Source organism: Curtobacterium sp. VKM Ac-2861, from assembly GCF_013204965.1.
In the GTDB taxonomy this organism is placed as follows: domain Bacteria; phylum Actinomycetota; class Actinomycetes; order Actinomycetales; family Microbacteriaceae; genus Curtobacterium.
This window is the reverse complement of sequence record NZ_JABMLA010000002.1, coordinates 63,061-83,981: the sequence shown is the minus strand read 5'-3', so window position 1 is coordinate 83,981 and position 20,921 is coordinate 63,061. Positions and strand designations below refer to the sequence as shown.

The 20,921-nt window shown below is 70.9% G+C and carries 21 protein-coding genes; 11 read left to right on the top strand and 10 right to left on the bottom strand.

What is annotated here, in order from left to right:
• Positions 1–5: 5 nt before the first annotated feature.
• The 3 genes from HQQ88_RS05215 to HQQ88_RS05205 are packed head-to-tail and all read right to left on the bottom strand — an operon-like array spanning position 6 to position 3,576.
• Positions 6–2,009 (bottom strand): serine/threonine-protein kinase, encoded by a 2,004-nt coding sequence (locus HQQ88_RS05215; protein ID WP_123293287.1) that lies wholly within the window; start codon positions 2,007–2,009, stop codon positions 6–8.
• 56 nt (positions 2,010–2,065) lie between these two features.
• Entirely contained in the window at positions 2,066–2,893 is an 828-nt protein-coding gene (gene mshD, locus HQQ88_RS05210; protein ID WP_132099066.1) for a mycothiol synthase, read from the bottom strand.
• Entirely contained in the window at positions 2,893–3,576 is a 684-nt protein-coding gene (locus tag HQQ88_RS05205) for a winged helix-turn-helix domain-containing protein (RefSeq protein WP_123293289.1), read from the bottom strand. The genes mshD and HQQ88_RS05205 overlap by 1 nt, the downstream gene beginning before the upstream one ends.
• Positions 3,577–3,733: 157 nt before the next feature.
• On the opposite strand from HQQ88_RS05205, the gene HQQ88_RS05200 reads away from it, so the two are divergent.
• From HQQ88_RS05200 to HQQ88_RS05190, 3 genes are all read left to right on the top strand, one after another.
• Positions 3,734–4,015 carry a hypothetical protein gene (locus tag HQQ88_RS05200; RefSeq protein ID WP_123936868.1) on the top strand — a complete coding sequence of 94 codons (282 nt, stop codon included), beginning with the start codon at positions 3,734–3,736 and terminating at the stop codon, positions 4,013–4,015.
• 137 nt (positions 4,016–4,152) lie between these two features.
• Entirely contained in the window at positions 4,153–4,755 is a 603-nt protein-coding gene (locus HQQ88_RS05195; protein ID WP_123293291.1) for an FABP family protein, read from the top strand.
• A complete protein-coding gene (locus HQQ88_RS05190; protein ID WP_173168854.1) occupies positions 4,755–5,849 on the top strand; it encodes a folate-binding protein YgfZ in 1,095 nt (364 codons plus the stop codon). The genes HQQ88_RS05195 and HQQ88_RS05190 overlap by 1 nt, the downstream gene beginning before the upstream one ends.
• A gap of 205 nt (positions 5,850–6,054) precedes the next feature.
• Here the strand turns inward: HQQ88_RS05190 and HQQ88_RS05185 are convergent, their stop codons facing one another.
• The gene (locus HQQ88_RS05185) at positions 6,055–6,828 is read right to left on the bottom strand and encodes a class I SAM-dependent methyltransferase (protein WP_132099064.1); all 774 of its coding nucleotides are present in this window, start codon (positions 6,826–6,828) and stop codon (positions 6,055–6,057) included.
• Positions 6,829–6,873: 45 nt separating this feature from the next.
• Between HQQ88_RS05185 and HQQ88_RS05180 the strand changes: the two genes are divergently transcribed.
• Positions 6,874–7,620, top strand: coding sequence for a phosphoglyceromutase (locus tag HQQ88_RS05180; RefSeq protein WP_123293294.1), 747 nt, complete (start codon positions 6,874–6,876; stop codon positions 7,618–7,620).
• 176 nt (positions 7,621–7,796) lie between these two features.
• On the opposite strand, the gene HQQ88_RS05175 is transcribed toward HQQ88_RS05180, so the two are convergent.
• Together HQQ88_RS05175 and phoU are read right to left on the bottom strand one after the other, a co-directional pair.
• Positions 7,797–8,336, bottom strand: a complete 540-nt coding sequence (locus HQQ88_RS05175; protein WP_173168853.1) for an AAA family ATPase — start codon at positions 8,334–8,336, stop codon at positions 7,797–7,799.
• Positions 8,337–8,381: 45 nt separating this feature from the next.
• Complete coding sequence (gene phoU / locus HQQ88_RS05170) at positions 8,382–9,050, bottom strand: phosphate signaling complex protein PhoU (RefSeq protein WP_123293296.1); 669 nt, start codon at positions 9,048–9,050, stop codon at positions 8,382–8,384.
• Between the two features lie 146 nt (positions 9,051–9,196).
• Here phoU and HQQ88_RS05165 point away from each other — a divergent pair, with 146 nt between their 5' ends.
• Both HQQ88_RS05165 and HQQ88_RS05160 read left to right on the top strand, forming a co-directional pair.
• On the top strand, positions 9,197–10,363 hold the full coding sequence (locus HQQ88_RS05165; RefSeq protein WP_111085243.1) for a cell wall metabolism sensor histidine kinase WalK: 1,167 nt from the start codon (positions 9,197–9,199) through the stop codon (positions 10,361–10,363).
• Positions 10,360–11,040 carry a response regulator transcription factor gene (locus tag HQQ88_RS05160; protein WP_111085241.1) on the top strand — a complete coding sequence of 227 codons (681 nt, stop codon included), beginning with the start codon at positions 10,360–10,362 and terminating at the stop codon, positions 11,038–11,040. The genes HQQ88_RS05165 and HQQ88_RS05160 overlap by 4 nt, the downstream gene beginning before the upstream one ends.
• A gap of 84 nt (positions 11,041–11,124) precedes the next feature.
• Here HQQ88_RS05160 and HQQ88_RS05155 read toward each other — a convergent pair whose 3' ends face one another.
• The gene (locus tag HQQ88_RS05155; RefSeq protein ID WP_173168852.1) at positions 11,125–11,643 is read right to left on the bottom strand and encodes a DNA modification methylase; all 519 of its coding nucleotides are present in this window, start codon (positions 11,641–11,643) and stop codon (positions 11,125–11,127) included.
• 155 nt (positions 11,644–11,798) lie between these two features.
• Between HQQ88_RS05155 and HQQ88_RS05150 the strand changes: the two genes are divergently transcribed.
• Genes HQQ88_RS05150 through rlmB form a run of 4 tightly spaced genes read left to right on the top strand, consistent with a single transcriptional unit; the run spans position 11,799 to position 15,980 of the window.
• Positions 11,799–12,281 (top strand): CarD family transcriptional regulator, encoded by a 483-nt coding sequence (locus HQQ88_RS05150; protein WP_017888066.1) that lies wholly within the window; start codon positions 11,799–11,801, stop codon positions 12,279–12,281.
• A gap of 41 nt (positions 12,282–12,322) precedes the next feature.
• Entirely contained in the window at positions 12,323–13,513 is a 1,191-nt protein-coding gene (gene ispD, locus HQQ88_RS05145; RefSeq protein WP_173168851.1) for a 2-C-methyl-D-erythritol 4-phosphate cytidylyltransferase, read from the top strand.
• 18 nt (positions 13,514–13,531) lie between these two features.
• Complete coding sequence (cysS, locus tag HQQ88_RS05140; RefSeq protein WP_173168850.1) at positions 13,532–14,941, top strand: cysteine--tRNA ligase; 1,410 nt, start codon at positions 13,532–13,534, stop codon at positions 14,939–14,941.
• Between the two features lie 28 nt (positions 14,942–14,969).
• Positions 14,970–15,980, top strand: a complete 1,011-nt coding sequence (rlmB, locus tag HQQ88_RS05135; RefSeq protein ID WP_123936859.1) for a 23S rRNA (guanosine(2251)-2'-O)-methyltransferase RlmB — start codon at positions 14,970–14,972, stop codon at positions 15,978–15,980.
• 307 nt (positions 15,981–16,287) lie between these two features.
• Here rlmB and HQQ88_RS05130 read toward each other — a convergent pair whose 3' ends face one another.
• Together HQQ88_RS05130 and HQQ88_RS05125 are read right to left on the bottom strand one after the other, a co-directional pair.
• Positions 16,288–17,598 carry a DUF4032 domain-containing protein gene (locus HQQ88_RS05130; protein ID WP_173168849.1) on the bottom strand — a complete coding sequence of 437 codons (1,311 nt, stop codon included), beginning with the start codon at positions 17,596–17,598 and terminating at the stop codon, positions 16,288–16,290.
• A gap of 88 nt (positions 17,599–17,686) precedes the next feature.
• Entirely contained in the window at positions 17,687–18,787 is a 1,101-nt protein-coding gene (locus HQQ88_RS05125; protein WP_123293301.1) for an ABC transporter ATP-binding protein, read from the bottom strand.
• A gap of 264 nt (positions 18,788–19,051) precedes the next feature.
• On the opposite strand from HQQ88_RS05125, the gene HQQ88_RS05120 reads away from it, so the two are divergent.
• Entirely contained in the window at positions 19,052–20,014 is a 963-nt protein-coding gene (locus HQQ88_RS05120) for a thioredoxin domain-containing protein (protein ID WP_173168848.1), read from the top strand.
• Between the two features lie 3 nt (positions 20,015–20,017).
• Here HQQ88_RS05120 and HQQ88_RS05115 read toward each other — a convergent pair whose 3' ends face one another.
• Positions 20,018–20,911: a neutral zinc metallopeptidase gene (locus tag HQQ88_RS05115; protein ID WP_159570316.1), complete on the bottom strand. Its 894-nt coding sequence runs from the start codon at positions 20,909–20,911 to the stop codon at positions 20,018–20,020.
• Positions 20,912–20,921 lie beyond the last annotated feature (10 nt).

Here is a 20,921-nt window from a genome sequence, read left to right as displayed (position 1 = left end):
CGCGCTCAGTCGCGCGTCGTGATCCCGAAGGGCGAGCTCTCGAGGTTCGTGAAGTTCCCCACCGTCGCCCGCACCGTGCACGACGGCGCGACCGACAGCGCCGTGACGACCAGCCCGTCGGACGACACCGCCAACGCCCCCGAGCAGCCGTCGGCGAACCGCACGCCGGACTCCCCGCCGGCCACGTCGACGAGCATCTGCGACGGGCGTCCCGTGGCGGGACTGCGGTAGAGCGGGTTGAGCTCGTCGGCACCGTTCGGCCACACCGGCACCAGGGTGACCGGCAGGGCCGTCTGACTGACCGTGCGGTCGGGCGTGCGGACCTCGACGCCCTGCAGCCGCTGGACCGGGTAGGCGGTCCCGCGCACCGAGTCGTCGCTCACGGCAGCAGTGGTCGCCTCGCCGACACTGTCGAGCCACGTCTGCAGCGCCGCGCCGTCCGTGACGGAAGCGAGCGGCACCGAGGCCTCGACCGTGACGTCGCCGCCGGCGGGAACCTCGACCCCGGACAGGGCCCAGGCGCACGCGGTGTCGACACCAGTCAGCGAGGGCTGGTTGCGCTTCGCCGAGATGCCCTCGCCGGACCAGGTGACCGCGGGGCAGGACGCCCCCGAGCGGGAGCCCGGCACGACTTCGAGGAACGGACCGGTGAGGGCCGACGCCTGCGCCGCGTACGTGACGCGCAGGTCGACGGTGCCCTTCGCGGGGTCGATGGTCGCGCGGCGGGTGGTGGCGAGGCCCGTGGGCAGTGGGCGGTCCTGCTGGTAGGCGTTGGCGGCCTGTGCGGTCGCGGTGCCGGCGCCCGGCGTCTTCCGCAGCGCACCGGGCAGCCACACGACGCCACCGACGACCAGTGCGGCCACGAGCACGACGCCGATGCCGCCGAACAGGAGCGCACGGTTCGTCAGCCACTCGGGACGGGCGAACCGACGCGCCGGTGGGGGCTCGGCAGCGGGGGCGGCCGGCAGCGGCTGTCGGGCCATCGGCCGGATGACGGTCTGCGATCCGGCCGGGCCCAGTTCCGGAGCCGGCCCTGCCAGGGCTTCGTCCTCTAGTACCCCGGTGTCATCCCGATCAGCATCGCGCTCGGGACGGACCCCGCGGAGCACGGTGGCGGGCCGCTCGACCTCGTCGAACGCGTCCGGGTCGCTCGTCGCGGCCAGCGCAGGGGCCGAGGCGAGGGACCGGGCGAGCCGCCGCAGGGTCGCCGCCGCGTCCGCTGCTGCCGGACGGCTGTTCGGGTCCTTCGTCAGCAGGGCGGACATCGCGGACCACAGCGCATCGGGCACGTCGAGCGGCGGTGGGTTCGAGGTGACGTGCCGGTACGCCACGGCGAAGTCCGTGCCGGGCCCGGCGAAGGGCGTGCGGCCGGACAGCAGCTCGTAGAGCATGACCCCGGCGCCGTAGACGTCCGCAGCGGGACCGGCGCGGCCGTGGCTGATCGACTCGGGCGCCATGTACTGCGGCGTGCCGAGGAGCCCGGTGGTGGTGCGCTCACGCTCGGCGACGACCGACGCGATGCCGAAGTCGGTGACCCGGACGTCGCCCGTCGCACCGGCGGCCCAGGGGGTCTGGAGCAGCACGTTGTCGGGCTTGACGTCGCGGTGGGTCACGTCGCGTTCGTGTGCCGCGGCGAGGGCATCGAGGGTCTCGGCGGTGATCGTCAGAGCGTCCCGCGGGGTCAGCGGACCGTTCGATGCGAGCAGATCGCGCGCGGACCCACCGGGCACCAGGTCCATGACGATCGCGAGCCGGTCGCCCTCGACGACCAGGTCCCGCACCCGCACGATCGAGGGGTGCTGCAGCGCGAGGAGCACCGAGCGCTCGCGGACGAAGCGTTCGACGATCTGCGGGTCGGCGGCGAGCTCAGCGCGGAGCAGCTTCGCAGCGACGTGCTCGCCGGTCGCGGTGTGTTCTGTCCGCCAGACCTCGCCGGTGGCACCGGTCCCGAGCAGCTCGACCAACCGGTACGACGCACCGAGTGGCTCACCCTGACCGTACTGCGCCACTGCGTCCCCGACTTCCCGATTCCCCCGCTGGCCGACCCCTCGCCGACCACGCAATGTTACCGGCCGGTCGGCGCCTCTGCCTGCTCCGGCGCGGCGTACTGCACGTCGATCGCGTGCTGCTCGAACCCGGATCGCCGGTACAGCGCCAGCGCGGGTTCGTTGTCCCCCTCGACGTACAGTGCAGCGGCGGTCAGCCCACGCCCGGTCAACCGAGCAGTCCCCGCACGCATGAGCACCCCGCCGAGCCGCTGCCCCTGCAGGTCGGGTCGGACGGCGACGGCGTAGAACTCGCCGATGCCGTCCTCGACCTTGAGCCAGCACGAGCCGGCGAGCTGCCCCGAGGCGTCGCGGAGCAGCAACAGGTCCTCGCCCGAGAACCAGGCGTCCGATTCGCGGGCGTGCAGGTCGTCGAGCGTCATCCGGCCCTGCTCGGGGTGGTGCGCGAAGGCCGCGGCGTTGAGGGCGAGCCAGTCGGCCTCGTCCTCGGACCCGGGGCTGAAGGCGGACAGGCTGTACCCAGCCGGCACGTCGACGGACGGGGCGTCGGTACCGTCGATCGGCGCCCGGAGCTGCAGCAGGGTGCGGACCGCGCGCCAGCCGAACCGATCGGCCAGGGCCCGCGCTGCGGGGTGGTCCCCGTGCGCCCACGCGAGCACGGGAGCGGCCCCGCCGCCCAGCGCGAGCGCCTGCGTGACGAGGGCGGTGCCGGTGCCGCGACCACGGGCCTCCCGGTCGACCACGAGTTCCAGCTCGCCGTCACGGACCACGGCGACCCCGTCGTCGACGGCGAGGACGGTCGCGCGCCCGGCGCGGACGTCGACCAGGGTCTGGTCCGAGAACGGCGGTGCTTCACCGGGCACGACGAACCGTGCGAGGTCCGGCACTACTGGCCCATCAGGCGCTCGGCCTCGTCGTCGTAGACGTTGAAGCGGTACCCGACGTTGCGGACGGTGCCGATGAGCGACTCGAGGTCGCCGAGCTTGGCGCGGAGACGTCGGACGTGCACGTCGACCGTTCGGGTGCCACCGAAGTAGTCGTAGCCCCAGACCTCGCTGAGCAGCTGCTCGCGCGTGAAGACGCGGGACGGGTGCGTGGCGAAGAAGCGCAGGAGCTCGAACTCCTTGAACGTCAGGTCGAGCGGCCGGCCGCGGACCTTCGCCGAGTAGCTGGCTTCGTCGATGACGACACCCGACGCCTGGATCTTCGAGCTGGACTGCCCCTTTGCCGCACGGCCCGCGGACAGCCGGATGCGGGCGTCGATCTCGGCCGGGCCCGCGCTCTCGAGCACCACGTCGTCGACGTTCCACTCGCTGTTGACGGCGGTCAGGCCACCCTCGGTCACGACGAGCACGATGGGCGTCGTCGAGCCGGACGAGGCGAGGATCTTGCACAGGGCCTTCGCGCTGACCAGGTCGGTGCGGGCGTCCACGAACATCAGGTCGCTCTGCGGCGCGTTGACCAGCTGTGCGGCCTCGGCCGGCACGTGACGGATCCTGTGGCTCAGGAGACCGAGGCTCGGCAGGACGTCGCCGGGCGCGGTCGAGGTGAGTACCAGGAGCTGTGCCACAGGACCTCCGCAGGTGGATGACGTCGTGGACACATCCTAGTGATGCTCGGGAAGTCCTCATCCGGCCGGACGGTTTGCGCGGCAACCCGCAAGCGCGCGCCGGGCGCGGAGCCGCTGCGCCTGCGCGCCGGGCGTCACCCCTGTCATGATGGAACGCGTGACCCAGCCAGTGCAGCCCACCGACCAGCGGCGCCTCAAGCTGACGTCCGTCCTGCCGGTCTGGATCCTGGCCGTCGTCGGGGCGGTGCTCGTCCTGACGCTCGCCGAGCGCGACGCCTTCGCCTGGCTGCTGCTCGTGTTCGTCGCCTGCGTGATGGTGAGCTTCGTGCTCCAGCTCATCACCGCGACGAAGGACGGACTGGTCGAACGGATCAGCATCGCGTCGTCCGGTGCCTTCGTCGTGGTGCTCGTCACCGCGGTGGTGCTCCTGGCGCGTTGAGCCGAGCCGCGTAGACTCCGGGGCATGGATTCGCTGCTTGCGCTCGAGCTGTTCTACGTGGGCCTCCTCGGCCTGGCGTCGCTCGCGATCGCGTTCATCTCGGTCGTCGTCGTCGTGAAGCTGTTCAAGGGTCAGCGTTGATCGAGCTCCCCGAGGGCCTGGCGCCCGAACTGGTCCCGTTGTCGTGGCTCGTCGGCGTCTGGGAGGGCACCGGCGTCGTGGAGTACCCCGTCGGTGACGAAGAGGCACCCCGCACCTACGAGTTCGGCCAGCGCGTGAGCTTCAGCCACGACGGCCTGCCGTACCTCAACTACTCGTCCACGACGTGGCTGCTCGACGACGACCACACCCCGCTCGCTGCCGAGATGGGCTACTGGCGGATCGACCGTCCGACCGAACCCGGTGACCGCGGCCCCGCGATGCTCCTGGGTGAGGGACCGACGCCGTTCACCACCGTCGAGAGCGTCGAGGCGCTGCGCAACACCACCGACGGCTTCGACGTCGAGGCCGCGATCGTGCACCCGACGGGCGTCAACGAGCTCTACGTCGGCCGCGTCCTCAAGGGCCGGATCGACCTGGCCACCGACGCCGTGATGCGCTCGCCGAACGCGAAGGACTACTCCGCCGCGACCCGCCTGTACGGCCTGGTCGAGGGCAAGTTGTTCTGGGCGTGGGACATCGCCGCCCTCGGTCGCGAACTCACCTCGCACGCCTCGGGGCAGCTCGCGAAGGTCGACTGATGTCGGCGTTGGCGGTGCGCGACGGCTTCGTCGCGGCGTCTGATGCGCCCGGCGCACCTGCAGCCCACTTCGGCAACCCCCTGGGTGAGCAGCGGCTGCTGGCCCGTGGCCGCGCGGTCGTCGAGCTCGGTCTCGGTGTCGTCACCGTCTCCGGGCCGGACCGCCTGTCGTGGCTCAACTCGATCACCTCGCAGCAGCTGACCGGTCTGCCGACCGGTGTCAGCACCGAGACCCTCGTGCTCGACCAGTCCGGCCGCGTCGAGCACGCCGCCCGCGTGGCCGACGACGGTGCGGTCGTGTGGCTCCTCACCGAGTCGCAGGACGCCGCACCGCTCGCCGCCTGGCTCGACTCGATGCGCTTCATGCTCCGGGTCGAGGTCGCCGACCGTTCGGCCGACTTCGCGACCCTCGGCTGGTTCGGCGAGGCCGCTCCGTTCGCGTCGACCGTCCTGCCGGACCCACCCGTCGTCGAGTGGGTCGACCCGTGGGCAGCCGTCACGCCCGGTGGGTGGAGCTACGCCGCCCAGGAGGCCCACCCCGGCTCCGACTGGACCCTCCGCATCGCCGTGGTCACGCCCGGTACCTCGGACGCGATCGCTGCGTCGGACGAACCCGTCGCGGGGCTGCTCGCGTACGAGGCACTGCGGATCGCCGCCTGGCGTCCGACGCTGTCCGATGCCGACGAGCGCACCATCCCGCACGAGCTCGACTGGCTCCGCTCCGCCGTGCACCTGACGAAGGGCTGCTACCGCGGGCAGGAGACCGTCGCGAAGGTGCACAACCTCGGGCACCCGCCGCGTCGGGTCGTGCAGCTGCACCTCGACGGCTCCGACGCCGTGCTGCCGGCTCCGGGCACGCCCGTGATGCTCGGTGACAAGGAAGTCGGGCGACTGTCGGCCTCGGCGGTCCACCACGAGCTCGGTCCGATCGGGCTCGCCGTGGTGAAGCGCTCCCTCGACCCAACCGCGACGCTGACGCTCACCGCCGACGACGTCGTGGTGACGGCGGCGCAGGAGACCATCGTCCCGCCGGAGGCCGGCGCCACGGCGAACGTCCCTCGGCTGCCCCGGCTCGGAGCCGTCAAGCGCTCGTAGGCTCCGTCCGCCGGTCGTCGGTCGCCTGGTGTGTGCGCAGGTTTCCGACGGTCCACGAGTTGATCGACTGGTGTTCCGTCGGGTGATGCGCACGCATCGTGTGCGTGTGCATCTTCCGACAGCGCACGCGGTGATCGACTCGTGGATCGTCGCGAATGCGCCGCCGCCGTGGCGCAGTCCCGCCGCCGCGCCGCCGCCGCCCCCGTCAGGCGGGCTCGACCGCGGCCCACGGCACGCTGAGCTCGCCGAGCCGCCACCTCGTCGGCCCGTGCAGCACCGGCCACCCGCGGTCGCGCATGCCCCGCACCGTGGCGATCCACCGCTGCCGGGGCCCGTACGTGCCGAGCGGCGCCGCGACCGCCCACGACAGGTCGAGGTCGCGCAGGAACGCGTGCACCCGCTCACCCGGCACGTTCCGGTGGATGAGCGCCTTCGGCAGCCGTTCGGCGACGATCGACGGCACGTCGAGTCCGGCGAGCCGCAGCGACACCGTGAACGACACCGGCGCATGCTCGTCGAGCGTCACCCACGAGGCCACCCGCCCGACCTCGTTGCACGTCCCCTCGACCAGCGCGCCGCCGGGCTGCAGCCGGTCCTGCATGATCCGCCACGACCCCACCACGGCGGACTCGTCGTACTGCCGCAGCACGTTGAACGCCCGGATCACGGCCGGTCGGCGCTGCCCGGGCGTGGGCGTCTCGAAGCCGCCGAGCCGGAACGTCACGCCGTCGCGGGTGCCCGCGTTCGCGAACGCCACGCGTGCCGGTTCGATCTCGATGCCGGTGACCTCGACGTCCGGACGCACCAGGGCCAGACGGTCGCGCAGCTCGAGCGTCGTCGTCGGCGAGGCCCCGTACCCGACGTCGGCGACCAGCGGGTCGTCGGCCTTGCGGAGCGCCGGCAGCGACGCGATCCACCGGTCGACACGGCGGAGCCGGTTGTACCCGGTCGTCCCGCGCGTCACGTTCCCGATGGGCATGACGTCAAGGGTACGGGCCTGCCGACGCTCGGTAGACTCGGGAGCATGACCTCCACGCTCGTCCTGCTCCGTCACGGAAACAGTGACTGGAACCAGAAGAACCTGTTCACCGGTTGGGTCGACGTCCGGCTCAGCGAGCTGGGCGAGAAGGAGGCGAAGCGCGCCGGCGACCTCATCGCCGAATCGGGCATCGTCCCCGACGTCCTGTACACCTCGCTCCTCACCCGCGCGATCCAGACGGCCGACATCGCGCTGCTCCAGGCCGACCTCGCCTGGCTGCCGGTCAAGCGCGACTGGCGCCTCAACGAACGCCACTACGGCGACCTGCAGGGCAAGGACAAGGCCCAGACGCTGGCCGAGTACGGCGAGCAGCAGTTCATGGAGTGGCGCCGGTCGTTCGACGTCCCGCCGCCCCCCATCGCCGACGGCGCCGAGTGGTCGCAGGCCGGTGACCGCCGCTACGCCGACCTCGGCGACCAGCTGCCCCGCACCGAGTCGCTCAAGCTCGTGATCGACCGCCTGCTGCCCTACTGGGAGTCGGACATCACGAAGGACCTGGGCGAGGGCAAGACCGTGCTGGTCACCGCCCACGGCAACTCGCTCCGCGCGCTCGTCAAGCACCTCGACGACATCTCCGACGACGACATCGCCGGGCTGAACATCCCGACGGGCATCCCGCTGGTGTACGAGCTCGACGACGACTTCCGTCCGACGAAGCCGGCGTACTACCTCGACCCCGAGGCCGCTGCCGCCGGCGCTGCCGCCGTGGCCGCCCAGGGCGCCAAGAAGTAGCACCGCGCACACGAACGCTCCGTCCGGTCTCCGGGCGGGGCGTTCGTCGTTCTGCTTGTGGGGGCCGCGAAAGCGACAGTGTGCCGCGAACGTTCCGCCGACTCCTGTCGCTCTGCCGGGAGGAACGGATCACCGCTCCGACGACGTGTCGCTTCGGCGGGGCAGTCGGCTCCTGATCAGACGAAGTGCGACGCGATCTCCTGCACGAGGGCACCGACGTCGTAGGGCTTCGTCGTGTCGACGCGGACGACGGGGAGCAGCCCGGTCGGTCCCGCGGTGGAGCCGAGGGTGTCCCAGGTGTCGAGGATCGACGCCAGGTCGCCGTGGACCTCGTGCCGGATCGGAGCGTCCGGCTCGTAGCGGTCCCGCAGGCGTTCGTCGGCCGTCGCGCGGTCGACGTGGCACCAGACCTCGACGGCACGCGGCGAACCGGCCGTCAGGAGCCCGGCGGTCAGGAAGTCCCGGCTCTCCGGGGTGACCCAGACGGCGTCCAGGACGACGCCGTTCTCGACCGCGCCGGCCATCGCCCACACGGTGTCCATCGCGATGCCACCGAGCGGACGCGACGCGATCATCGGCCCGACGATGTCGGCGAGGGGCTCCTTGATCCGGTCCTTCGACAGGAACGGGCAGCCGAGCACCTCGGCCAGCGCAGCGCCGATCGTGCTCTTGCCGGAACCGGGCATGCCGTTGACGATGATCGCGACCTGAGCCATGCCTCGATCCTCGCAGACCGCGCAACCGCGGTCAGACCACGGCGCTCAGACCGCGGCGGTCGAACTCGAGGCGCCGGTCCAGTCGCCGGTCGCCAGGTACTCGACCTTCTTGGCGATCGACACCGCGTGGTCCGCGAAGCGCTCGTGGTAGCGGGAGGCCAGGGTGGCGTCGACGGTGTCGATCGGCCCGCCCTTCCACGCCTCGCCGAGCACGAAGTCGAACACGCTCGCGTGCAGTTCGTCGACGGCGTCGTCCTCGTCGCGGATCTCCGCGGCCAGGGCGATGTCCTCGGTCGCGAGCAGCCGCGTGAGCTTCTGCGACATCGCGACGTCGTGCTTGCCCATCTCCTTGAAGGTGCCGCGGAGTCCCTTCGGCACGACCTTCTCGGGGAAGCGCTGGCGGGCGAGCTGCGCGATGTGCTCGGCCATGTCGCCCATGCGCTCGAGCGAGGAGCTCACGCGCAGGGCGGTGACGACGACGCGCAGGTCGCGGGCGACCGGAGCCTGGCGGGCCAGGATGTCGATGGCGATCTCGTCGAGGCTGTTGGCGGCCTCGTCGATCTTCTGGTCGTCCGCGATCACCTCCTCGGCGAGGGCGACGTCGGAGTCGCTGAAGGCCTGGGTGGCCCGGGTGATGGCGGACTCGACGAGTCCTGCGATCTCGGTCAGTCGCTCCTGGACGTCCTGGAGTTCCTGCTGGAAGACTTCGCGCATGGGGGAGTACCTCTCTCTGCGTACCGGACGAGTGTCGTCAGCCCAGGTGAACGAACGGTGACGTGGGGCTGAACGCTTCGCGATCCGGCCTTCCGGGACGGGTGAACGGTACCGGAACCCCGCATGACCATCCCTACACTGGCGGCATGGACAACGCGTGGCTCGTGCCACTGTCGATGCTCCTCGGCGGGGTCTTCGGCGCGGGCGTCGTGGTGCTGATCATCACCGCCGAGCGCACGGCTCGTGCAGCAGACGTGGCGGAACGCACCCTGCCGGACGGCGTCGCAGCGGTGATCGCGACGATGCACAACCCGGCGGTGGTCATCGACCCGTCGAACACGGTCGTGGCCGCATCGCCCCAGGCACTGACCGTCGGGCTCGTCGTGCGGCGCCGGCTCGTGCACCAGGAGCTCCTCGACCTGGTCGACCGGGTGCGCAAGAGCGGCGAGATGGGGGCGGAGGACCTCGAGCTCCCGCGCGGACGGCACGGGGAGCTCATCGGCTACCTCAGCTTCCGGGCCGCGCAGCTCGGCAACCGGTACGTGCTCATCACGGCCGACGACCTGACCGAGAGCCGGCGCATCGACGAGGTCCGCCGTGACTTCGTCGCCAACATCTCGCACGAGCTGAAGACCCCGATCGGCGCCATCGGCCTGCTGTCCGAGACGCTCGTGATCGCGGCCGACGACCCGGAGCACGTCAAGAAGTTCGCGGCGCAGCTCATCACCGAGTCCGAGCGGCTCGGCGCCCTGACGAAGGACATCATCGAGCTGTCCCGGCTGCAGTCGGTCGACGCGTTGGAGAACAGCGAGGAGACCGGTGTCGACAAGATCGTGCAGGCCGCGGTCGACGCGAACGAGGTCGTCGCGCGCGCCCGCTCGATCGAGATCATCCGGGCGAAGAAGTCGAAGCTCCGGGTGATGGGCGACCCGGGCCTGCTGCAGGTCGCCGTCTCGAACCTCATCGCCAACGCGGTGAAGTACTCGCCCGACGGCACCCGCGTCGGCGTGGGCGTCCGGTCCGCGAAGGGCTTCGTCGAGATCGCGATCACCGACCAGGGCGTCGGCATCCCCGAGGCCGACCTGGACCGCGTGTTCGAGCGGTTCTACCGTGTCGACCCGGCACGGTCACGGGCCACCGGCGGCACCGGCCTGGGGCTCGCCATCGTCAAGCACGTCGTCGGCAACCATGGCGGCGACGTCCGTGTCTGGTCGCAGCCCGGCAAGGGCTCGACCTTCACCATCCGCCTGCCCGAGGCGGACACCGAACTGACCACCGCACTCGAAGAGCAACTGGAAGAGCAGCCATCGTGACCAAGATCCTCATCGTCGACGACGAGCCGGCCCTGAGCGAGCCCCTGGAGTTCCTGCTGCAGCGTGAGGGGTACGAGACCTCCGTTGCGGCCGACGGCGTGACCGCGCTGTCGAAGTTCGACTCGGAGAACCCGGACCTGGTGCTCCTCGACCTCATGCTGCCGGGGCTCTCCGGCACCGAGGTCTGCCGCCAGATCCGCACCCGGTCGAACGCGCCGATCATCATGTTGACGGCGAAGGACTCCGAGGTCGACATCGTCGTCGGGCTCGAGCTCGGCGCGGACGACTACGTGACGAAGCCGTACTCGACGCGCGAGCTGCTGGCCCGCATCCGTGCCGTCCTGCGCCGCCGCACCGAGGACGACCCGGCGGACAGCGGGATCCTGCAGGTCGGCGGCATCCGGATGGACGTCGAGCGGCACACGGTGTCGGTGGACGGGTCGGAGACGGCGATGCCGCTCAAGGAGTTCGAGCTGCTCGAGTTGCTGCTCCGGAACGCCGGCCGGGTGCTCACCCGTGGGCAGCTCATCGACCGGGTGTGGGGCTCCGACTACTTCGGCGACACCAAGACGCTCGACGTGCACATCAAGCGCATCCGCTCGAAGATCGAGCGCGTGCCGTCCACCCCGGAGATCCTGGTGACGGTCCGCGGTCTCGGGTACCGCATCGAGGCCTGAGACGGACGGACAGGAGGCCCGGTGCGAGTCCCTGGGACTCGCACCGGACCTCCTGTCTGACGCGGTGGCGCTTGCGCGGAGCGGCTACTCGCCGTCCGTCGGCGTGGCCGACGGGGTCTCGACCGGCAGCGTGATCTGGCTGGACGGCTCGGGGGTCGAGGTCGGCGCGAGGGTTGCGTACTCCTCTTGCGAGGTGGTCAGCACCGGCACGTTGGCCGAGACGCCCTCGGCGTCGGGGTAGGAGAAGTACACCTTGACGAGCGAACCGGGCTTCGCGTCCGCGCTGTCGAAGTCGAGGGTGTCGTGCTGCGAGTCGTTCGCCAGGTCGACGTGCGAGTTCGCCGGCACCAGCACGGTCTCGGTGTCGCCACCGATCTCGACCGACACGGTGATGCCGTCGGTGTCGGAGTTGTTCACCAGCGTGCCGATGAACCGCGCACCCTCGCCGTCGTCCGAGATGAGGATGGCGTTCCGCACGTCGACCTTGCCGGTCGAGACGTTGACGCCGTCGGTGATCTGCTTGATGTCGACGGTGTGCGCGGGCGACATGAACTCGCACCCGGTGGCGCCCAGCGCGATGGTTGCCGCAACGGCGACGGACACGAGTACCCGAGCTCGCAAGAGATTCCTCCGTAAGTCGATGAGGACCAGACGGTCCCGCTCCATCTTAGCGATCACCGGGAAGGCCCAGTGCTGAGGGTCCCCTTACCCGAACACCCCTTGTGGTAAACTGGAAGTCTGGGAACGGAGCCTGATACATGCAATTCGAGGTCGGCGAGACCGTCGTCTACCCCCACCACGGGGCGGCAACCATCTCTGAAGTCAAGACGCGCGTCATCAAGGGCGAGGAAAAGGTCTACCTGAAACTGCGGGTCACGCAGGGTGACCTGACGATCGAGGTACCGGCGGACAACGTCGACCTGGTCGGAGTCCGCGACGTGATCGGCAAGGAAGGGCTCGACAAGGTGTTCGAGGTCCTCCGGGCGCCGTTCACCGAAGAGCCCACCAACTGGTCGCGCCGGTACAAGGCGAACCTCGAGAAGCTCGCTTCCGGGGACGTCATCAAGGTCTCCGAGGTCGTCCGCGACCTCTGGCGACGCGATCAGGACCGCGGCCTGTCCGCGGGCGAGAAGCGGATGCTGGCCAAGGCGCGGCAGATCCTGATCTCCGAGTTGGCCCTGGCCGAGAAGACCGACGAGGACAAGGCATCGACCGTCCTCGACGAAGTCCTCGCGTCCTGAGCGCACTGCACACCACGACGACCGCACGGTTCCCCGAAGGGGTGGACCGGGCGGTCGTCGTCGTTGCAGCCGGGTCCGGAACCCGGCTCGGCATCGGCACCGCGAAGGCGTTCGTGCCCGTCGCGGGGCAGCTCATGCTCGCGCGGGCGCTCGAGCCGCTGTTCACGTTGTCGGCTCCGACGCTGGTCGTCGTGGTCGCGCCGTCGACCCTGCTCGAGGACTGCCGTCAGGTGGTCGCCTCGGTCGCGGGCGCCGCGGTCGCGTACACGGCGGTGGTTCCGGGAGGCACGGATCGCCATGGTTCGGTCCAGGCCGGCCTGGGCGTGCTGCCGGACTCCGTCACCGCGGTGCTGGTGCACGATGCGGCGCGGTGCCTCACGCCGGCCGCGCAGTTCGACCGGGTGTTCGACGCGGTCGAGGGTTCGGTCGCGACCGGCACCGGTGACGGCGTCGTCCCCGCGCTCCCCGTCACCGACACGGTCAAGCGGGTGTCCGGCGACGTGGTCGTCGAGACCGTCGACCGGTCCGCGCTCGTCGGGGTCCAGACGCCGCAGGGCTTCCCGCTCGACGCACTCCGACGGGCGTACGCGGTGTCGACGCAGTCCGAGACCGACGACGCCGGCGTGTTCCAGGCGGCCGGTGGCACGGTGCGCTTCGTGCCGGGCGACGCCGATGCCTTCAAGATCACGACGCCGTGGGACCTCGGACGAGCAGAGTCGATCGTCCGGTCACGCGCGACGGCCTCGGGAGTCCCGGATGCCTCGGCGGTCCGGCTCGGGCTCGGGGTCGACGTGCACGCGTTCGACGTCGAGTCGCCGTGCCGCGTCGGCCTGCTCGACTTCCCCGGCGAACCCGGCCTCTCCGGGCACAGCGACGGTGACGCCGTGGCACACGCGGTGTGCGACGCCCTGCTCTCCGCGGGTGGCCTCGGTGACATCGGTGGGACGTTCGGCACCGCCGACCCCGCCTACGCCGGAGCCGCCGGGGACGTCTTCATCCGCGGTGCCGTCGGGCTGCTCGCCGACGCCGGCCTCGTACCCGTGTCGGTCACGGTGCAGATCATCGGGAACCGGCCGCGCATCGGGGCCCGTCGTGCGGAGATGCAGGATGCCCTGTCCGCCGTCGTCGGTGCCCCCGTCGCGGTGTCCGGCACGACGACCGACGGCCTCGGGTTCACCGGCCGGGGCGAGGGGCTCGCCGCGATCGCCACGGCCGTCACCCGACCGGCCTGACGTCCTAGGCTTGGGATCGTGACCGTTCGCCTCTACGACTCCCGCGCCGCAGCCGTCGTCGACCTCGTCCCCCTGGTCGACGGACAGGTCAGCGTCTACGTCTGCGGTCCGACGGTGCAGTCGTCGCCGCACATCGGACACCTGCGCTCGGCCCTGGTCTACGACATCTGGCGCCGCTGGCTGACGTACCGCGGTCTGCGCGTCACCCTCGTGCGGAACGTCACCGACATCGACGACAAGGTGCTCGACCTGGCCGCCGGCACCGACGAAGCGTGGTTCGCCCGCGCCTACCGCGTCGAGCTCGAGTTCACCGCCGCGTACAACGCCCTCGGCATCCTGCCCCCGACCTACGAGCCGCGGGCAACAGCGAGCGTGCCGCAGATGCACGACATCATCACGAAGCTCATCGACCGCGGCCACGCCTACGTCGCAGCCGACGACTCGGGCGACGTCTACTTCGACACCGGCAGCTGGGAGTCCTACGGGGCGCTCACCCGGCAGCGTCGCGAGGACATGGTCGAGGCCGCCGACGCCGACCCCCGTGGCAAGCGCGACGCCCGCGACTTCGCGCTCTGGAAGGGTGCGAAGCCCGGCGAGCCGTCGACCGCGTCGTGGGACTCCCCGTGGGGCCCCGGTCGTCCGGGCTGGCACATCGAGTGCTCCGCCATGTCGCGGCGGTACCTCGGTCCGGCGTTCGACATCCACGGCGGCGGACTCGACCTGCGGTTCCCGCACCACGAGAACGAGCTCGCGCAGTCCACCGCGGCGGGCGACCCGTTCGCGTCGTACTGGTTGCACAACGGGCTCGTCACGGTCGAGGGCCAGAAGATGTCGAAGTCGCTCGGCAACTCGATCTTCGCCGCCGACTTCCTGGCCGCTGCCCGTCCGGCCGTGGTGCGGTACTTCCTGGGCGCCGCGCACTACCGCTCCTCGATCGACCACCACGACGGCTCGTTGGCCGAGGCCGAGGCCGCCTACGACCGCATCGACGGGTTCCTGCAGCGGGCCGAGGTGCGGCTCGAAGGCGTGCACCTCGCCGACGCCCCCGCCGTGCCGGACGCCTTCGCCGCCGCGATGGACGACGACCTCGCAGTGCCCCAGGCGCTGGCCGTCCTGCACGAGACCGTGCGCACCGGCAACGCTGCCCTGGACACCGACGATGCGGAAACGCTCGGGGTCGCGTACCATCAGGTGGCCGCCATGGTAGAGGTCCTCGGCATCGACCCGCGAGCCGCCCACTGGTCGGGGGGCGGTCAGGACACCTCGGCAGGCCCGCTCGCCGCTCTCGTCGAACGCCTCGTGCAGGAGCGCGCGGACGCCAGGGCAGCACGGGACTTCGCTGCGGCCGACCGCGTGCGCGACGACCTCGCCGCCGCGGGCATCACGATCGAGGACACGCCGTCCGGAACACGCTGGAGCATCGCCTGAACACGGCAGTGCCGAACAGGAGCTACGCATGAAGAACGTCTCGGGAAGCAAGAAGGGTCGGCCCGGCGCCGTCCGCACCGGTCGCAAGGGCAACAAGCAGGTCGGTTCCGGTGGTCAGGGTGCCCAGGCGCTCGAGGGTCGCAAGCCGACCCCGAAGGCCGAGGACCGGCCGTACCACCCCGCCGGCAAGCGCAAGGCGGCGAAGGACCGCTTCGAGGCAGCCAAGGGCCGTCACGGTTCCTCGAGCACCCCGCAGGGCCGCACCGGTCGTCCGCCGGCCCGGAAGACCGATGACTCCGAGCTCGTGACCGGACGGAACTCCGTGCTCGAGGCGCTGCGCACGAAGACCCCGTCGACGACGCTCTACATCGCGTCGCGCATCGAGGTCGACGACCGCGTCAAGGAGATCCTGACGCTCGCGAACCACCGCAGCGTGCCGATCATCGAGCTCATGCGCCCCGAGCTCGACCGCATCACCGGCCACGACAGCGTGCACCAGGGCGTCGCGCTCAAGGTGCCGGCGTACCAGTACGCCGTGTCCGAGGACATCGTCGAGCAGGCCTTCTCGCGCGACCAGGTCCCGCTGCTCGTCGCGCTCGACGGCATCACCGACCCCCGCAACCTCGGGGCGATCATCCGCTCGACCGCCGCGTTCGGCGGACACGGCGTCATCGTGCCGCAGCGTCGTTCGGTCGGCGTCACCGCGTCGGCGTGGAAGACCTCCGCCGGCGCCGCGGCCCGCACGCCCGTCGCGATGGCCCCGAACCTCACCCAGACGCTGAAGTCCCTCAAGTCGATGGGCCTGTTCGTCCTCGGTCTGGACGGCGACGGCGACGTGGAGCTCGACGGCCTCGCGCTCGCCGACCGCCCGATCGTGATCGTCGTCGGTTCCGAGGGCAAGGGGCTGTCGCGCCTGGTCACCGAGACATGCGACGCGATCGTGTCGATCCCGATCTCGAGTGCGACCGAGTCCCTCAACGCCGGCATCGCCGCGAGCGTCACCCTGTGGGAGGTCGCCCGGCGCCGTCGCGCCGAGTAGCCGCACCGGCGTCCGCCCGGCCGCTGGGGGCCGTCGACGGCACTGCCTGGAGGCCCGGGGCCGGTCCGCGAGACCGGCACCGGGCCTCCTGTGCGTCCGTGGGGTTCCGCGACGCGCCGCGTGCGTCGTGTCGAGGTTCCACGACTCGCCGAGTGCGTTCTGCCGAGGTTCCACACACGGCCGTCTTGCGCGCCGAGGTTCCGAGATTTCGGAACCTCGGCGGAACGGAACGGAACGGAACGGAACGGGGGCGGGCGCGCGGAACGGCCCGGGCGTGCGGGACGGGACGGGCGCGGGCCCGGGCGGGTCAGACGGTGGTGCGCCAGTCCTGGACGTCGGCGTCGTCGTCTGCGGGGTCCGCGTCGTCGACCACGGGGATCGGCAGCGTCATCGACGACGTCGGCGGGTTGATGAGCAGGCGCTCGTCGCGGCGGTGGCGCAGCACGTCGTTGATGTACGCCGTGGTGGCCTCGGGCAGCGAGACCGACCGCTCCTCTTCCTGCGACATGAACCAGCGGTGCTCGAGCAGTTCGTGGAAGACCTCCGCGGGTTCGAGGCGACCGCGCAGGTCACGGGGGATCGAGCGGACGACGGGCTCGAAGACCCGCGAGACCCACTCGTGCGCCACCATCTCCTCGTCGAGTTCGTCGCGGCCGTTGCGTGCCCGGTACGAGTCGAGGTCGTTGAGCAGGCGTCGGGCCTGGTTCTCGCCGGCGTCCAGGCCGGTCAGCCGCAGCAGGCGTCGCTGGTGGTGTCCGGCGTCGACGACCTTCGGCTGGATCCGCACCTGCGAACCGCCCTCGGTCGTGTGGATCGAGAGCTCCTCGATGTCGAAGCCGAGCTCGTTGAGCCGCTCGACGCGGTCGTTGATGCGCCAGCGTTCCTTGATGTCGAACTGCTCGGTGCCCGTGAGCTCGGTCCAGAGCGTCCGGTACTGCGCCACGATCCGGTTGGAGACGTCCACGGGGTCGGCGTTCTCGTCGAGACGGCCGCCGGCCTCGAGGTCGAGGAGCTCGCCGGCGATGTTCACGCGCGCGACCTCGAGGTCGTTCTCGCGCTGCCCGTTCGACAGGCCGCCGGGGTAGAGCTTGCCGGTCTCGGCGTCGACCAGGTACGCGGCGAACGAGCCCGCGTCGCGACGGAACAGCGTGTTCGACAGAGACACGTCGCCCCAGTAGAAGCCGATGACGTGCAGCCGGACGAGCAGCAGCGCCAGGGCATCGACGAGACGGGTCGCGGTCTCCGGGCGCAGGGTCTGCGAGTACAGCGCGCGGTACGGCAGCGAGAAGCGCAGGTGCCGCGTCACGAGCACGGGGTGCAACTGCTCGCCGTCCGCGTCGACCCGACCGGTGATGACGGCGACGGGGTCGACGCACGGCACGTCCATGCGCTGCAGCGTGCGGAGCATCTCGTACTCGGATCGCGCGATCTCCTCGCCGGTCTCCTTCACGGCGGCGACGTACCCACTCAGGTGCACGAAGCGCACGAGGTGCCGCGAGATCCCCTTCGGCAGGGCCACGATGGTGTCGTCCGGCCAATCCGCCAGCGGCAGGTCCCACGGCAGGTCGAGCAGGCCGGGGTCGACGGTGGCTGCGGTGATGGACATCGAGTCGGGCACGGTGGATCCTTCGGTGTCGTGGGGGACAGCCGAGAGCCCGCGACCCGCCCTTGTGAGGCGGCGCGGGCTCTCGGGGAGTGCGCTTCGGTTACGCGCTGACGACGGCCTTGTCGTCCAGGCGCTCGCCCGACTCGGTGTCGAAGGCGTGCACGTGGCCCGACTTCGGCGTCACCACGATGGTGTCACCGATCGACGGGTGCGAACGGCCGTCCACGCGAGCGACGATGTCGACGCGCGTGCCCTTGACGTCGGCGTGACCGTAGAGGTAGCCGTCGGCGCCGAGTTCCTCGACCACGTCGACCGTGACCGGCAGGCCCTCGCCCGACTGCGCCACGACGACGTCCTCGGGGCGGATGCCCACGGTGATCTGGGCGGAACGCGCGTTGGAGAGCGTGTCGCGGTCGATCGCGTGGTTGAGCGTGCCGAACTTGATGCCGCCCTCGACGACGTCGGCCGGCAGCAGGTTCATCGCCGGCGAGCCGATGAAGCCCGCGACGAAGACGTTGTTCGGCTTCTCGTACAGGTCACGCGGCGTGCCGACCTGCTGCAGGATGCCGTCCTTGAGCACCGCGATGCGGTCACCCATGGTCAGTGCCTCGGTCTGGTCGTGCGTGACGTAGACCGTGGTGACGCCGAGACGACGCTGGAGCGACGCGATCTGCGTACGGGTCTGGACGCGGAGCTTGGCGTCGAGGTTCGACAGCGGCTCGTCCATGAGGAACACCTGCGGCTGACGGACGATCGCACGGCCCATCGCGACGCGCTGACGCTGACCACCGGAGAGCGCCTTCGGCTTGCGGCCGAGGTAGTCCTCGAGGTCGAGGAGCTTCGCGGCTTCCTGCACGCGGGTGGCGCGCTCGTCCTTGCCGACACCGGCGATCTTGAGCGCGAAGCCCATGTTCTCGGCGACGGTCATGTGCGGGTACAGCGCGTAGTTCTGGAACACCATCGCGATGTCGCGGTCCTTCGGCGGGACGTCCGTGACGTCGCGGTCGCCGATTCGGATCTGACCGGAGTTGACCTCTTCGAGGCCGGCCAGCATGCGGAGCGAGGTGGACTTGCCACAACCCGAGGGGCCGACGAGGACGAGGAACTCGCCGTCGGCGACGTCCAGGTCGAGGGAGTCGACCGCGGGACGGTTGCCTCCGGGGTAGAGACGGGTTGCCTTGTCATAGGTGACGGACGCCATGAGCGTTCGGTCCTTTCTTCACCGGCAGGTACGTGCCGGACGATCCGAGTGAAGCGGTCAGCCCGCGAGGGCCCCGGATGGTCGTCGTCGACCATCGAGGTTCATACAACACGAGTTCTCGCGGGTGCGCCAGTGTTTTCCCCCTGGCCGGTCGGTTCCCAGAGCGTGGTTGGGTGGTTCCCAGAGCGGCCCACTACAATCGCCGGGTCCGTCCGCCGAGCGGGGGTAGGTCGTGCGGACGCCGATCAGGAGGACGACGCACCGATGACCAACCGCCCCGAGGGTGACGCCCGCGCCGCGCGGAACGAGCGCCGCGAAGCCGCCCGACAGCGAGCGCAGCGCCACAGGACACAGCAGAAGCGCCGCCAGCGCGGCACCCGGCTCGGACTCCAGATCGGACTCGGTGTCGTGCTGCTCGCAGCGGCCGCCGTCGTCACGCTCGTCCTGGTCGACTCCGTGAAGCCAGCAGGCCCCGGGCCCTCGACCATGTCGCAGGGCGGCATCACCCTCGGCGAGGGGCTCAAGCCCGTGACCGCGTCGAGCAGTGCGTCGCCGAGCGCCTCGGCGACCGCTGGTGCGGGCACGGTGCGCATCACGCTGTACGTCGACTACCTCTGCCCGACCTGCGGCGAGTTCGAACAGGCCAACGGCGACTACATCGAGAGCCTCGTCGACTCCGGCGCCGCCACCGTCGACATCCACCCGCTCGCGGTCCTGTCGAACCGATCGCAGGGCACCAAGTACTCACTGCGCGCCGCGAACGCCGCGGCCTGCGTCGCCGAGCACTCGCCGGACCAGTTCTACGCGGTCAACAAGGCGCTCTACGCCGAGCAGCCGGAAGAAGGCACACCCGGGCTCACCGACGCGCAGCTCACCAAGGTCGTCACCGGGGTCTCCGGCCTGCAGGACCGCCGGGCCGTCACGAGCTGCATCGCCGACCAGGACTACAGCAAGTGGGTCGACGAGCAGACGACCGCGGTGTCCGGCGGCGACATCCCCGGGTCGACCCTGAGCGACTTCCCCGGCACGCCGCTGGTGCTCGTCAACGGGCAGCAGTACGAGCTCACGTCGCCGATCACGAACGACGACTTCCGCACCTTCGTGGTCACCGCGGCCGGTGCCACCGAGGCGACGCCCACCCCGACCCCCACCCCGACCCCCACGCCGAGCGCGACGCCGTCCCGCACGCGGAGCGCGACACCGACGCCCACGCCGACGAAGGGCTGATCGCTACAGCGACGAACCAGGGACGCTGAACGTGTCGCAGCTCGTCGCGCCCTGCTGGTAGCCGCGGACGAACCACTTCTGGCGCTGCTCACTCGAGCCGTGCGTGAACGAGTCCGGATCGACCCGGCCGCTCGAGCGCTCCTGGATGCTGTCGTCGCCCACGGCGCTCGCGGCGGACAGGGCATCGGCGATCTCGGACCGGCTGATCGGCTCGAAGAAGGTCTCGCCGCTCGCGTCCTCGGTGTTCGCCGCGTCGCCGACCCAGGCGCCGGCGTAGCAGTCGGCCTGCAGCTCGACGCGGACACTGCCGGACGAGGCCCCGGTGCCCGATCGGTCCGTGCTCGCGAAGGCACCCTGCAGCTGCTGGATGTGGTGGCCCCACTCGTGCGCGACGACGTACATCTGCGCGAGCGGCCCGCCCGACGACCCGTACTTCGACTGCAGGTCGTCGTAGAACGCGGTGTCGAGGTAGATCGCGCGGTCCGGCGGGCAGTAGAAGGGCCCGGTTGCAGCGGACGCCTGACCGCACGACGTGTCAGTCGAGCCGTCGAACAGGAAGAAGTCCGGCGCCGTGTACGAGATTCCGAGCTTCCGGGCCTCGGCCGTCCAGTAGCCGTCGAGTGACTCGGCTGCGCCCTCCATCCGGCACTCGACCTTGAGGTTGGCGTCTCGCCCGGTGCGGCACTCCGGCGCGGCGTCCACGGTCTCGCCCTGCTGCTGGATCTGCGTCGTGCCGCTGCCGCCGTCGACGAACCCGCTGAGGTCGAAGCCCGTGAACTGCGCGATCAGGAAGACGACGATCGCCGTGACGCCGACGGCGCCGCCGCCGACCGCGGCCGTCCGACCCCGGCGCTTCACCCTGCCGCCCTTGAGCTGCGAATCGTCGTTGAACGTCATGCCCCCGAAT

Bases quoted from the DNA above. Each gene is read 5' to 3' on its own strand.
- HQQ88_RS05190 (WP_173168854.1), top strand. From the start codon at position 4,755: ATGTCGGCGTTGGCGGTGCGCGACGGCTTCGTCGCGGCGTCTGATGCG.
- HQQ88_RS05185 (WP_132099064.1), bottom strand. From the start codon at position 6,828: ATGCCCATCGGGAACGTGACGCGCGGGACGACCGGGTACAACCGGCTC.
- HQQ88_RS05180 (WP_123293294.1), top strand. From the start codon at position 6,874: ATGACCTCCACGCTCGTCCTGCTCCGTCACGGAAACAGTGACTGGAAC.
- HQQ88_RS05175 (WP_173168853.1), bottom strand. From the start codon at position 8,336: ATGGCTCAGGTCGCGATCATCGTCAACGGCATGCCCGGTTCCGGCAAG.
- phoU (WP_123293296.1), bottom strand. From the start codon at position 9,050: ATGCGCGAAGTCTTCCAGCAGGAACTCCAGGACGTCCAGGAGCGACTG.
- HQQ88_RS05165 (WP_111085243.1), top strand. From the start codon at position 9,197: ATGGACAACGCGTGGCTCGTGCCACTGTCGATGCTCCTCGGCGGGGTC.
- HQQ88_RS05150 (WP_017888066.1), top strand. From the start codon at position 11,799: ATGCAATTCGAGGTCGGCGAGACCGTCGTCTACCCCCACCACGGGGCG.
- rlmB (WP_123936859.1), top strand. From the start codon at position 14,970: ATGAAGAACGTCTCGGGAAGCAAGAAGGGTCGGCCCGGCGCCGTCCGC.
- HQQ88_RS05125 (WP_123293301.1), bottom strand. From the start codon at position 18,787: ATGGCGTCCGTCACCTATGACAAGGCAACCCGTCTCTACCCCGGAGGC.
- HQQ88_RS05120 (WP_173168848.1), top strand. From the start codon at position 19,052: ATGACCAACCGCCCCGAGGGTGACGCCCGCGCCGCGCGGAACGAGCGC.
- HQQ88_RS05115 (WP_159570316.1), bottom strand. From the start codon at position 20,911: ATGACGTTCAACGACGATTCGCAGCTCAAGGGCGGCAGGGTGAAGCGC.